Origin of the sequence: Micromonospora sp. CPCC 206061 (assembly GCF_036906915.1) — a bacterium.
Taxonomy (GTDB): domain Bacteria; phylum Actinomycetota; class Actinomycetes; order Mycobacteriales; family Micromonosporaceae; genus Phytohabitans.
In genome coordinates this window covers 77,590-90,681 of record NZ_JBAKHX010000014.1, presented here as the reverse complement: position 1 = coordinate 90,681, position 13,092 = coordinate 77,590, and the positions used below count along the sequence as shown (strand labels likewise).

Here is a 13,092-nt window from a genome sequence, read left to right as displayed (position 1 = left end):
ACCCTCAGTCAAGCACTCCCGCAGCCACCTTGAGATCCGCCACCAGGCCGTTGTACGCGGTGTCGCGGTCGTCGGCCCGCAGCACCGCCGACGGGTGGATGGTCGCGACGAGCTTGGCGGGCTCGACCGGGAAGTCCTGCGGGCGCTGGGCGGCGTCGGGCCACGGCAGCACCTGCCCGCGCGACTGGGTCACCCGGAAAGACGGCCCGAGCAGCGCTTTGGCGGCGGTCGCGCCCAGCACCACGACGACCTTCGGCTTCAGCAGCGCGAACTCCGAGACCAGCCACGGCCGGCACGCCTCGATGTGCACCCGATCCGGGGTCTGGTGGATTCGCCGCTTACCCCGCAGCTCGAACCGGAAGTGCTTGACCGCGTTCGTGATGTAGATGTGCCGCGGATCCATGCCAGCGTCGTCGACCGCGCGGCGCAGCAGGTGCCCGGCTGGCCCGACGAACGGCAGCCCCTTCTGATCCTCGACATCGCCGGGCTGCTCGCCGACGAAGACCACCTTGGCGTGCGCGTCACCCCGGCCGAACACCACCTGGGTGGCGTCCTGATACAGCTCGCAGCCCCGACACCCGGGGGCGGCGGCTTTCAACTTGTCGAGTGACTTGGTGTCGGGTACGAACTCCTGGGCACCCACAGCGGTCTGGGCCATGCCCGTCTTTTTACCCCATCACGCGCTGAAGATGCCGGACCCGACGCCACCGGCTGCCCGCACCACGGCCGTGGCCAGCGGCGCGATGTCCGCCTCGGCGAGTCGACTCACCGTGATCCGCACCGCCGGCGGCGAGGACTGCCGGTACAGCGCGCCAGGCGCCACGGCGTACCCCAAATCACGCAGCGTGGTCACGGCGCGCGTCTCGTCCGGTACCGGAACCCAGACGTTGATGCCCGTGCGACCGCGCACGCCGAGCGCGGCGCGCAACCCCTCCCGCCGCCGGTCGTAGCTCTCGCCCGCGGCGGCGACCGCCGCCGCCACCTCCTGGTCCTGCCACAGGCGCAGGACCAGGTGCTGGAGCAGCGTCGAGACCCAGCCGGCGCCGGTCCGCATGCGGCCGGCGACGCGCGCCACCGTGGCCTCGTCGCCCGCCACCGCGGCCACGCGCAGGTCAGGGCCGTACGGCTTGGAGACCGAACGCACGAACGCCCAGGTCCGCGTCGCGCCAGCGAGCGAATGCAGCGGTACCGAGGCCAGCTCACCGGCGTGGTCATCCTCCACGAGCAGCACGTCGGGATGGGCGCGCAGCACCGCGCGCAGGGCAGCCGCGCGGTCCGCGCTCACGGCGGCGCCCGTCGGGTTCTGCGCGCGCGTCGTGACGAGCACGGCCTTCGCGCCGGAGGCCAGCGCCGCCCGCAACCCGCCCTCGGTCGGTCCGTCATCATCAACGGGTACTGGTACCGCGCGCAGCCCGAGAGCCGCTATCAGATCGAGGGCGTTGGCCCAGCCGGGATCCTCGACGGCGACCGGGTCACCGGGGCGCAGGTGTGCGGCGAGCAGCCGGTCGATGCCGTCGAGCGCGCCACTCGTGGCGGTGATGGCGGGCGCCTCGATGCCGTCCGCCGCGAGCCGCTCCCGTGCCCGCTCGGCGAACTCCGGCAGTACACCGGCGTCGGCGTACCCGATGGGGCTGGCGTTTTCGGCGGCGAGCGCGGCGAGATGCGGTCCGAGTGCCGGCAGCAGCCGGCGGTCGGACTCGCCGGTCGACAGGTCGAGCACGCCCGGCGGCACCGGCGGGCGGCGCGCGCTGCGGCTGGCCGCGACCGGCGGGCGGTGCCGGACCCGCGTGCCGTTGCGCCCGGCCGTCTCGATCACGCCGCGCTGACGCAGCGCCTGGTACGCCTTTGCGACCGTTGCGGGGCTCACGCCGAGCGTCTGGGCGAGCGCCCGCACGGCCGGCAGCGGCGCACCCGCGCCCAGTTCGCCGGCGCGCACCCCGGCCTCCACGCTGGCCGAAATCTCGACGGCGGTGGCTCCGCTGACCTGATAATGTACTGGCACAGTCACGGTTTTGTACTATAACAAAGGACGTCGTGATGTACGAGCAGACTCACCGCACGACCGCCAACCGCGACCGGGGCAGGGTGGGCTACGAGCGGGCCACCGCCCACGCGATCCTCGACGAGGCGGTGCACTGCCACTTCGCGTTCACAGTGGACGGTGAGCCGCGCCTGCTCCCGACCCTGCACGTGCGCGTCGGCGAAACCCTGTACCTGCACGGCTCCACGGGCAGCCGCCCACTGCTCGCCGCTCGTGGCGACGCCGGCCTGCCCATCTGCGTCACCGCGACCCTCCTCGACGGCCTCGTGTACGCGCGCTCGCACACCCACCACAGCGCGAACTACCGCTCCGTGGTCGCGCACGGCACCGCCCGTCTGGTCGCCGACGAGGCGGAAAAGCGCATCGCGCTGGACGCCCTGGTCGAAAAGGTGGGCCGCGGCCGGGCCGCAGACAGCCGCCCGCCCAACCGCAAGGAGCTAGCCGAGGTCGCCGTGCTCGCCCTTCCCCTGTCTGAGGTGTCAGTCAAGGCGCGCGCCGGCGGCGTCATCGACGAAGAAGAGGACTACGCGCTGCCGCACTGGGCCGGCGTGGTGCCGCTGCGCCTGGTGCCCGGCATCCCCGAGCCCGACGCCGGCGTACACGCGCCGGTCCCGGACTATCTCCGCGCGCCCCGCTCCCCGTGGCTGACACCTGTGCCGCTGCACGGTTCGCACGTGGTGCTGGAGCCGCTCGACATGTCCCATGTGGATGGTCTCTTCTCGGCGACCCGGGACCCTGCGGTATGGCAATACCTGACCCAGCCGCAGCCCCAGAGCGTCGACGGGATCGCCGAGTTCGTGGCGGAGGCGCTGCGGGCAAACCAGCGCGGCGAGCGCGTGCCGTGGGTCCAGCGCGACGCGGTTACCGGCGAGATCATCGGCACCACCTCGTACTACTTTCCCGATGAGCGCTTCCGCACGATGGAGATCGGCGGCACGTTCCTCGGGCGGCGCTGGTGGCGCACCGGCGTCAACACCGAGGCCAAGCTGCTGCTGCTCACCCACGCGTTCGAGTCGCTCGACGCCATCCGTGTCACGTGGCAGACCGACATCCGCAACGAGCGCTCGCAAGCCGCCATCGCCCGCCTCGGCGCCACCCGCGAAGGCGTCCTGCGCGCCAACCGCCGCCGCGCCGACCGCTCGTGGCGCGACTCCGTCCTGTACTCCATGACCGCGAACGAGTGGCCAAGCGCACAGGCCAGGCTGCGGGAAATGGTTCGCTCGCGCGCGGCGGCCGCGTGATCATGGCCAGGTGCTGGGAATCACCGACATCTGGACCTACGTGCTGGGCACGGTCGCGATCGTGCTGCTGCCCGGGCCGAACTCGCTCTTCGTGCTCGCCACCGCGGCCCGGCTCGGCGTCCGCGCCGGATACCGCGCGGCGGCAGGCGTCTTCCTCGGCGACTCGGTCCTGATGGTGCTGTCCGCGGCCGGCGTCGCGTCACTGCTGAACGCGTACCCACCCCTGTTCCTCGCGATCAAGTACGCGGGCGCGGCCTACCTGGGCTACGTGGGCCTGACAATGGTGCGGTCGGCGTGGCGGCGCAGGTCGGCCGTCGCGGCGCCCCCTTCGGAACCAGTGACGCCGCGCCCCTTCCGTCGATCGCTGGTGATCAGCCTGCTCAACCCGAAGGCAATCCTGTTCTTCGTCTCGTTCTTCATCCAGTTCGTCGAGCCCGGCTACCCGCATCCGGCGGTGTCGTTCCTGGTACTCGGCTTGATCGTGCAGGTGTGCAGCGTCCTGTACCTGACCCTGCTGATCTTCACGGGCACGCGCCTGGCGTCCCAGTTCCGCCGCCGCCAACGCTTGGCCAAAACCGCCACCACAGCGATAGGCGCCCTCTTCGTAACCTTCAGCCTAAAACTAGCCACGGCATAGCCACGGCACACCGCCCGCACCCGCCCGCCCCACCCCACCCGCCCACCCCACCCCCGTCGATCAAGGACAAATGCACGTGGTTCGATCTCTGATCCGCGTGCATTTGTCCTTGATCCATGCGGATGCCCTTGATCGGCGGACGGCCACCGGCCTCGCGGCGCCCGCCCGGTCGCGCCGGCTGGACCCGCCCCGCGCCAGGGCGCCGGGCACAACCCGACGCGGGCACAGCCGTGCCGCGGACACCGCGCCCGCCGATCAAGGGCAAACGCACGCGGTTCGATCTCCAAACCACGTGCATTCGGCCTTGATCGACGAGAACCACCTTGATCGACGGCTCCGCCACCGCATACCCCGGCCACCGCCAGGCAGGGCACGCGCCCATACGGCGCAGGCTGCCCGCCGCGAGCGCGGCTGCGCCGCGCGGACACCGCGCACGTCGATCAAGGGCAAACGCACGCGGTTCGATCTCCAAACCACGTGCATTCGGCCTTGATCGACGAGAACCACCTTGATCGAAGGACGCGCGCCTCGCTGTGCGCGACCGCGACCCGCCCACGGCCCCGATGGACGCACGCCAGCAGCCGGGCAGAGCGGGCGCGTGGCGCTGGCGCCGCCGGCGCGGCAAGCCGCCGCACCGCGATCGTGGCGGCCGGCCGCCCGGGAGGGCCAGCCACTCAGCCCGTACCGCGCGCCTCATCACGCTCACGCACCACACGCGTCGGTAGGGGAACAGGGCTGCGGTCCACGACGCCGATCAAGGGCATTCGCATGGATCAAGGGCAAACGCACGCAGATCAGAGATCGAACCACGTGCGTTTGCCCTTGATCGACGGAAGCGGCGGGAAGGGGTCTAAGGGAAGGGGCGGGAAGGGGCGGGAACGGGTCGAAGGGAAGGGGCGGGAAGGGGCGGGAACGGGTCGAAGGGAAGGGGCCGAAGGGAACGGGGCGGAGAGTGGGCGAGGCGGAGGGGTGCGAAATGTGCGTCGCGGGCTTGACACGGAGTATGGTGCCCGGAAGCATGCTTGTTAACGTGAACAGCCCTACAGAACAGGCGAAAGACGCATGGCGAAACGGCCCGACAACGGCACACCGACGAACGCCAGAGCCCCTCGGCGCTCGCCCGGGATGGTCGACGTCGCGCGCCTGGCCGGCGTGTCACATATGACGGTTTCCCGGGTCATCAACGATCAGCCTACCGTGAGCCAGGTCACCCGTCAGCGCGTACTTGCCGCGATGAGCGAGCTTGGCTACCGCCCCAATGTGGCTGCCCGCGCACTCGTCACCGGTCGCAGCCGCACGCTCGGCGTGATCAGTGTGGACACCACGCTGTACGGGCCGGCGTCGATGCTGCTGGCGATCGAGCGCGCCGCACGCGAGGTTGATTATTCGGTCAGCATCGCGAGCCTGCCTGGCCTCGATCGGCGCACGCTGCGAGACGCGTTCGACGCGCTCACCTCGCAAGCGGTCGAAGGGATAATCGCCATCACGCCGCACGTGGCGGCCACTGCCGCGCTCCGGCACGTGCCCAAGGATGTTCCCGTCGTAGCGGTCGAGGGTGGCAAGGGTCCACTGCCGACGGTCGCGGTCGACCAGTACCTCGGCGCCTCGGAGGCGACCCGGCACCTGCTCTCGCTCGGGCACCGTACGGTGGGCCACATCGCCGGCCCCTCCGATTGGTACGAGGCGCAGGAGCGCGAGCGCGGCTGGCGCGAAATGCTGGTCGCCGAAGGCCGCGAGGTGCCCGAGGTGGTGCGGGGTGACTGGAGCCCGCGCTCGGGCTACGCGGCAGCCAAGCAGTTGCTCGAAGAGAGAACCCGAAATGTGACGGCGCTGTTCGTCGCCAACGACCAGATGGCGATCGGTGCCCTGCGCGCCCTCGGCGAGGCGGGGATCTCCGTGCCGCGCCAGATGAGCCTCGTCGGGTTCGACGACATCCCGGAAGCCGAGTTCTTCTCTCCGCCGCTGACCACGTTGAGGCAGGAGTTCGGTGAGGTGGGCCGGCGCAGCCTGGAACTGCTGCTGGAGCAGGTCGAGGGCGCGCCCCGCACCCGCCGCCGCCTCGTGATACCGCCCCAGTTCGTGATCCGCGACAGCACAGCATCCCCTGAGTAAGTACACCAACCCACGAAGGACACAACCACCCCATGAGTGACCGGTATGTCGTAGGTGTCGACTACGGGACCCTGTCGGGACGGGCCCTCGTGGTCCGGGTCGACGACGGCACCGAGGTCGGCACCGCCGTCCACGAGTACAAGCACGCGGTCATCGACCGCGTGCTGCCCGCCACCGGCGAGGCGCTACCGCCCGACTGGGCGCTCCAGGACCCCGAGGACTACATCGACGTTCTCCGGACGGCTGTGCCCGCGGCGGTGGCCGCCGCGGGCATCGATCCGGCAGACGTCATCGGCATCGCCACCGACTTCACGGCATGCACGGTGCTTCCCGCACAAAGCGACGGCACGCCGCTGTGCTGGTTGCCCGAGTACCAAGGCCGCCCGCACGCCTACCCGAAGCTGTGGAAGCACCACGCCGCCCAGGGCCAGGCGGACCGCATCAACGCGCTCGCTCACGAGCGTGGCGAGCCGTGGATCAATCGGTACGGCGGCAAGATCTCCTCGGAGTGGCAGTTCGCCAAGGGCCTCCAGATGCTGGAGGAGGATCCGGAGGTCTACGCGCGCGCCGAGCGGTGGATCGAGGCCGCGGACTGGATCATCTGGCAGCTCTGCGGCTCAGAGACCCGCAATGTCTGCACCGCCGGTTACAAGGGCATCCGCCAGGACGGCCAGTACCCGAACCGGGAGTATCTGGCCGCGTTGAACCCCGGCTTCGCCGACTTCGTCGAGAAGATCGACTTTCCGCTGCTGCCGCTCGGCGCCCGCGCCGGCGGGCTGACCGCGCAGGCCGCGGAGTGGACCGGCCTGACCGAGGGCATCGCGGTCGCGGTGGGCAATGTGGACGCGCACGTGACCGCGCCCGCCGCGCGGGCGATCGAGCCGGGTCAGATGGTCATGATCATGGGTACGTCGACCTGCCACGTCATGAACGGCACGACCCTCGCCGAGGTGCCCGGTATGTGCGGCGTCGTCGAGGGCGGCATCGTGGAGGGCAGCTGGGGGTACGAGGCGGGTCAGAGCGGCGTCGGCGACATCTTCGCCTGGTTCGTCGACTCGTCGCTGCCGGCCGAGTACCGCGACGAAGCCGCCCGTCGAGGCGTCAGCCCGCACGCGTATCTGAGTGATCTGGCCGCCGAGCAGCGGGTCGGCCAGCACGGCCTCGTGGCGCTGGACTGGCACAACGGCAACCGTTCGGTGCTGGTCGACCACGAGCTGTCCGGCGTGATCGTCGGCCTGACGATCGCCACGAAGCCGGAAGAGGTGTACCGGGCGCTGCTGGAGGCGACCGCGTTCGGCACCCGCACCATCGTCGACGCGTTCGAGGGCTCCGGCGTGCCCGTGCGGGAGCTCGTGGTGGCCGGTGGCCTGTTGAAGAACCGCTTCCTCATGCAGATGTACGCGGATGTCACCGGCCGTCCCCTCTCGGTCATCGACTCCGAGCAGGGCCCGGCGCTGGGTTCCGCGATACACGCCGCGGTGGCCGCGGGCGCCTACCCCGACGTGCCGGCCGCCGCCGCTGCCATGGGCCGCGTGCAGCGGCGGGTCTACGAGCCCGACGACGAGCGCGCGAAGGCCTACGACGCGCTCTACGAGGAGTACCGCCAGCTGCACGACTACTTCGGGCGTGGTACGAACGACGTGCTGCACCGCCTGCGCAGGATCCGGAACGAGGCACACGCATGAAAGCAACCCACAGCGTCGACAAGCTGCGGGCAGAACTCGTCGGGCTGCACCACGAGCTGATCCGCTGGGGTCTCGTGGTGTGGACGGCGGGCAACGTCTCGGCCCGGGTGCCGGGCGAAGACCTGTTCGTGATCAAGCCGAGCGGCGTCTCGTACGACGACCTGACGCCCGAGTCGATGGTGGTCTGCGACCTCGACGGCAAGCTGGTCGAGGGTGACCTGTCGCCGTCGAGCGACACGGCGGCGCACGCGTACGTGTACCGCGCCATGCCGGAGGTCGGCGGCGTCGTGCACACGCACTCGACGTACGCGTCGGCGTGGTCGGCGCGCGGCGAGGCGATCCCGTGTGTGCTGACCGCGATGGCCGACGAGTTCGGTGGCGAGATCCCGGTGGGCCCGTTCGCTCTGATCGGCAACGACGACATCGGCAAGGGCATCGTCTCTACGCTCAGCGGCCACCGTTCCCCCGCCGTCCTGATGCAGAACCACGGCGTCTTCACGATCGGCAAGAGCGCGAAGGCGGCCGTGAAGGCCGCGGTGATGTGTGAAGATGTCGCACGCACCGTGCACATCGCGCGCTCCTTGGGGCCTCTGATCCCGATCGCGCACTCAGACGTCGACAAGTTGTACGACCGGTACCAGAACGTCTACGGGCAGCGCTGAGCCACATCTATCCCGGTCCTAAGGATCATGGGCGTGTTACAAGAACGTGACACTGTGATGCCCATCCTGGACCTTGACGGAACAGATGTGAACGTTAACGCTGTCCATCTGGTGTCACCTGAGCGTCAGGCAATGACACCGGTTCCTGAGAGAGGAAAGCCTGTGAGCAGAAAGATCTTGGTCGCTCTTGGCGGCGTCGCGCTGGCGCTCAGCCTGGCGGCCTGCGGCGGCGAAGGAGCGGGCACTGACTCCAGCACCAGCGGAGACAAGCCTGCCGATTTGACCATTGGTGTGTCGATGCCGACACAGACCTCCGAGCGATGGATCGCCGACGGAAACTCCGTGAAGGAGAAGCTGACGGCGAAGGGGTACAAGGTCGACCTGCAGTACGCGAACGATGACATCCCCACCCAGTCCCAGCAGGTTGACCAGATGATCACCCAGGGCGCCGACGTCCTGGTCATCGCGGCGATCGACGGCACGGCGCTGAGCAGCCAGCTGCAGGCGGCGGCCGACAAGAAGATCCCGGTCATCGCCTACGACCGGCTGATCCGCGACAGCAAGAACGTCGACTTCTACGTCAGCTTCGACAACTACAAGGTGGGCGTCGCCCAGGCCAACGCGCTGCTGACGGGCCTCGGCCTGCTCAAGGCCGACGGCTCGAAGGGCACGGCGACCGGGCCGTTCAACGTCGAGCTCTTCGCCGGCTCGCTGGACGACAACAACGCGCACTTCTTCTTCAGCGGCGCGATGGACACCCTCAAGCCGTTCCTGGAAGCCGGCACTCTGAAGGTCAAGTCGGGCCAGACGAAGATCGAGCAGGTGGCGATCCTGCGCTGGCAGCAGGAGACGGCGCAGAAGCGCATGGAAGACCTGCTGACCAAGAGCTACAACGATGGCAGCAAGGTCCAGGGCGTCCTGTCGCCGTACGACGGCCTCTCCCGCGGCATCATCACCGCGCTGCAGAACGCCGGCTACGGTTCGGCCGCCAACCCGATGCCGCCGGTCACTGGCCAGGACGCCGAGATCGCGTCGGTCAAGCTGATCAACGACGGGGTCCAGAACTCGACGATCTTCAAGGACACCCGCCTGCTCGCCGAGCAGGCCGTGACCGCGGCCGAGGCGTTCCTGCAGGACAAGACTCCGACCGCGAACGACACCAAGACGTACGACAATGGCGTCAAGGTCGTTCCGTCGTACCTGCTGCCGGTCGTGACCGTGTACAAGGACAACATCAAGAAGGAATTGATCGACTCCGGCTACTACACCGCTGAGGAAGTCGCCGCCGGTCAGGCCAAGTAAGACCGGGGATCGGGCTCGGTGGTGCTGGCCACCCCGGGCCCGATCCTCTTTCAACGCAACAAGGAGAATCATGGACGACGCCATTCTCGAGATGCGCGGGATCACCAAGAGGTTTCCCGGTGTCACGGCGCTGCAGGACGTCTCCATCACCGTCCGGCGGGGTGAGATCCACGCCATCTGCGGCGAAAACGGGGCTGGCAAGTCCACGCTCATGAAGGTGCTGTCCGGGGTGTACCCGACGGGCAGCTACGACGGCGAGATCATCTTCGACGGCCAGCCGGTGCACTTCAGCGGCATCCGCGACAGCGAGCACGTCGGCATCGTGATCATCCACCAGGAGCTGGCCCTGGTGCCGTACCTGTCGATCGCGGAAAACATCTTCCTCGGCAACGAGCGCCGCGGGGCCAGCACGCTCATCGACTGGCACCGCACGAACGCCGAGGCCGGCAAGCTGCTGGAGTCGGTCGGCCTGGGTGAAAACCCGGTCACGCCGGTGATCCAGCTCGGCGTCGGCAAGCAGCAGCTCGTCGAGATCGCCAAGGCGCTGTCGAAAGAGGTGCGCCTGCTGATCCTGGACGAGCCGACCGCCGCCCTCAACGACATCGACTCGGCGCACCTGCTCGGCCTGCTGCGCAAGCTGAAGGAGCGCGGCATCACCTGCATCATGATCTCGCACAAGCTCAACGAGATCACCGCGATCGCCGACTCCACCACGGTCATCCGCGACGGCAAGACGGTCGAGACACTCGACGTGCGCGCCGGAGACGTGACGCAGGAACGGATCATCCGCGGCATGGTGGGCCGCGACCTGGAGAGCTTCTACCCCGACCGCGTCTCGTCGCCGGGCGAAGAGGTGCTCCGGATCGAAGGCTGGACGGTCCGGCATCCCGTACAGGACCGCAATGTCGTCGAGGGCGCCAATCTCAACGTGCGCGCCGGCGAGGTGGTCGGCATCGCCGGGCTGATGGGCGCGGGCCGCACCGAGCTCGCGATGAGCGTGTTCGGCCGCTCGTACGGCCGCGACATCTCCGGCCGGCTCTACATGCACGGCAAGGAGATCAAGGCCCGCAACGTGGCGGAGGCGATCGACAACGGCATCGCGTACGCGACGGAGGACCGCAAGCGGTACGGGCTCAACCTGATCGCGGACGTCGCCCGTAACATCTCCGCCGCCGCCCTCGGTAAGCTCTCCCGCGCCGGGTGGGTCAACGGCAACGAGGAGATCAAGGTAGCCGAGCAGAAGCGCCGCGACATGAACATCAAGACGCCGACCGTCATGTCGGTCGTGGGTCAGCTCTCCGGCGGCAACCAGCAGAAGGTCGTGCTGTCGAAGTGGCTGCTCACCGACCCGGACGTGCTGATCCTCGACGAGCCCACCCGCGGCATCGACGTCGGCGCCAAGTACGAGATCTACACGATCATCAACAGGCTGGTGGCGGACGGCAAGGCCGTCGTCGTCATCTCTTCCGAGCTGCCCGAGCTGCTCGGCATCTGTGACCGCATCTACACGCTCTCTGCCGGCCGCATCACCGGCGAACTGCCGGTGGCCGAAGCCACGCAGGAAAACCTCATGGCGCTCATGACGAAGGAGAAGGAGCTCGCCGCATGACAAGCACCAAACCAACGGCGGCGGAGGAGACCGCGTCGGAGAGCGCCCCTGCCGCGGCGTTGCACACCGGGATCAGCGACCCTCGTACGCTGATCATGCGTAACCTGCGCCAGAGCGGCATCTACGTCGCTTTCATCGCCATCATCGCGCTGTTCGCTGTCCTGACGGACGGCGTGTTGCTGAGTCCGGGCAACATCACCAACATCGTCCTGCAGTACTCCTACATCCTGGTGCTCGCGATCGGCATGGTGATCGTGATCATCGCCGGCCACATCGACCTGTCCGTGGGCTCGGTGGTCGCGCTCACCGGCGCGGTCTCGGCCGTGCTCGTCATCCAGCAGGACTACCCGTGGTGGGCCGGCATGGTGGCGGCGCTGGCGGTCGGCGTAGCGGTCGGCGCGTGGCACGGCTTCTGGGTGGCGTATGTCGGGATCCCGGCGTTCATCGTGACCCTGGCCGGCATGCTCCTGTTCCGCGGGCTCACGCTCCAGGTGCTCGACAACATCTCGCTCTCGCCGTTCCCGTCCGAGTACCAGAAGGTGGCGAACGGGTTCCTCAATGGCCTGCTCGGTGGGCAGGGCTACGACGCGTTCACGCTGCTCATCGCGGCCGTCGCGGTCGGCGGCTACGCGGTGTTCGGCTTCCGGACCCGGCTGGCGCGCATCCGCTACCAGCAGCCGGTCGAGTCGTTCCCGCTGTTCGTCACCAAGGTGCTGGCGGTCGGCGCCGTCGTCATGTACTTCGCCTGGCAGCTGGCCCACGCGCGCGGCCTGCCGATCGTGCTGATCATCCTCGCGGTGCTCGTGCTCGCGTACGGGCTCGTGACCCAGCGCACTGTCTTCGGCCGCCAGGTCTACGCGATCGGCGGCAACCTGTCGGCGGCGCTGCTGTCCGGCGTCAAGGTCAAGAAGGTCAACTTCTGGATCTTCGTCAACATGGGCTTCCTGGCCGGTGTCGCCGGCGTCATCTACTCCTCGCGAGCGAACGGCGCACAGCCCGCGGCCGGCAACATGTTCGAGCTCGACGCCATCGCGGCCGCCTTCATCGGCGGCGCGGCCGTCTCGGGCGGCGTCGGCAGGGTGGTTGGTGCCGTGGTCGGCGGCCTCATCATGGCGGTCATGAGCAACGGCATGCAGCTCATGGGCGTCGACCAGTCGACACAGTCGGTCGTGAAGGGCCTCGTGCTGCTGATCGCCGTCGCGTTCGACATCTACAACAAGCGCCGCGCCGGCGCGACCCGCTAGCCGGACAGTTCGGCGCAGAGCTCGCGCTCGGTGCCGTGGTACATCGTCACGGTCTTGTACGACGTAGCGTCGAAGGCGATGGTGTAGAGACCGTCGAAGACGTAGATGCCGCGGGGGCGGTTACCGCCGCCCTCGCGGAACCCGAACAGCGCCGGCCCGACGACGTACCACACGGAGTTGGTGACGAGGGTGCCGCCGGGGGCGTACTCGACCATGGCGTTGCCGCTCAGGTCCACCTCGACGGACGCACCGCTCGCGGCGTTAGTCACCTTCAGCACGAGGTCGCCCACATAGGCCTCGCGCTTCGTGGAACCGTCCGGGTAACGCTCGAACACCCGGGTCCGCACCTCGTCGACCACCGGTTCGGCGCGCACCGGGAAGTCACACCGGGCACCGGCGGGCACTTCCCAGGGCGAGGACGGTGCCGGCACCCAACCGCCGCGGGTCGCCGCCCGGGCGGGGTCGGCCGCCACGAGCACAGCCAGCAAAGACACGATCCCAATGATCAATTTACGCATGACGGGAGTCTCTCCGAGGCGGCTCACCACCGGCTCACCGT

Annotated in this window: 11 protein-coding genes; 8 read left to right on the top strand and 3 right to left on the bottom strand. The window is 68.9% G+C overall.

Annotated elements, in window-relative coordinates:
• Positions 1–4 precede the first annotated feature (4 nt).
• Positions 5–658, bottom strand: coding sequence for a UdgX family uracil-DNA binding protein (locus V6V89_RS13550; RefSeq protein WP_334619427.1), 654 nt, complete (start codon positions 656–658; stop codon positions 5–7).
• A gap of 18 nt (positions 659–676) precedes the next feature.
• Positions 677–2,002, bottom strand: a complete 1,326-nt coding sequence (locus V6V89_RS13545) for an aminotransferase class I/II-fold pyridoxal phosphate-dependent enzyme (protein ID WP_334619462.1) — start codon at positions 2,000–2,002, stop codon at positions 677–679.
• A gap of 35 nt (positions 2,003–2,037) precedes the next feature.
• Here V6V89_RS13545 and V6V89_RS13540 point away from each other — a divergent pair, with 35 nt between their 5' ends.
• The 8 genes from V6V89_RS13540 (at position 2,038) to mmsB (ending at position 12,533) form a co-directional block, all read left to right on the top strand.
• Complete coding sequence (locus V6V89_RS13540) at positions 2,038–3,282, top strand: bifunctional pyridoxamine 5'-phosphate oxidase family protein/GNAT family N-acetyltransferase (protein ID WP_334619426.1); 1,245 nt, start codon at positions 2,038–2,040, stop codon at positions 3,280–3,282.
• A gap of 10 nt (positions 3,283–3,292) precedes the next feature.
• On the top strand, positions 3,293–3,919 hold the full coding sequence (gene leuE / locus V6V89_RS13535; RefSeq protein ID WP_334619425.1) for a leucine efflux protein LeuE: 627 nt from the start codon (positions 3,293–3,295) through the stop codon (positions 3,917–3,919).
• Positions 3,920–4,981: 1,062 nt separating this feature from the next.
• Entirely contained in the window at positions 4,982–6,031 is a 1,050-nt protein-coding gene (locus V6V89_RS13530) for a LacI family DNA-binding transcriptional regulator (protein WP_334619424.1), read from the top strand.
• A gap of 32 nt (positions 6,032–6,063) precedes the next feature.
• Entirely contained in the window at positions 6,064–7,716 is a 1,653-nt protein-coding gene (gene araB, locus V6V89_RS13525; RefSeq protein ID WP_334619423.1) for a ribulokinase, read from the top strand.
• Positions 7,713–8,378 carry an L-ribulose-5-phosphate 4-epimerase gene (locus tag V6V89_RS13520; RefSeq protein ID WP_334619422.1) on the top strand — a complete coding sequence of 222 codons (666 nt, stop codon included), beginning with the start codon at positions 7,713–7,715 and terminating at the stop codon, positions 8,376–8,378. Before araB ends, V6V89_RS13520 begins: the two co-directional genes overlap by 4 nt.
• A 162-nt stretch (positions 8,379–8,540) precedes the next feature.
• Entirely contained in the window at positions 8,541–9,680 is a 1,140-nt protein-coding gene (gene chvE / locus V6V89_RS13515; RefSeq protein WP_334619421.1) for a multiple monosaccharide ABC transporter substrate-binding protein, read from the top strand.
• A 70-nt stretch (positions 9,681–9,750) separates the two neighbouring features.
• Entirely contained in the window at positions 9,751–11,289 is a 1,539-nt protein-coding gene (mmsA, locus tag V6V89_RS13510; protein ID WP_334619420.1) for a multiple monosaccharide ABC transporter ATP-binding protein, read from the top strand.
• Positions 11,286–12,533, top strand: coding sequence for a multiple monosaccharide ABC transporter permease (gene mmsB / locus V6V89_RS13505; RefSeq protein WP_334619419.1), 1,248 nt, complete (start codon positions 11,286–11,288; stop codon positions 12,531–12,533). Before mmsA ends, mmsB begins: the two co-directional genes overlap by 4 nt.
• Here mmsB and V6V89_RS13500 read toward each other — a convergent pair.
• Positions 12,530–13,027 (bottom strand): hypothetical protein, encoded by a 498-nt coding sequence (locus tag V6V89_RS13500; RefSeq protein WP_334619418.1) that lies wholly within the window; start codon positions 13,025–13,027, stop codon positions 12,530–12,532. The genes mmsB and V6V89_RS13500 overlap by 4 nt on opposite strands.
• Positions 13,028–13,092 lie beyond the last annotated feature (65 nt).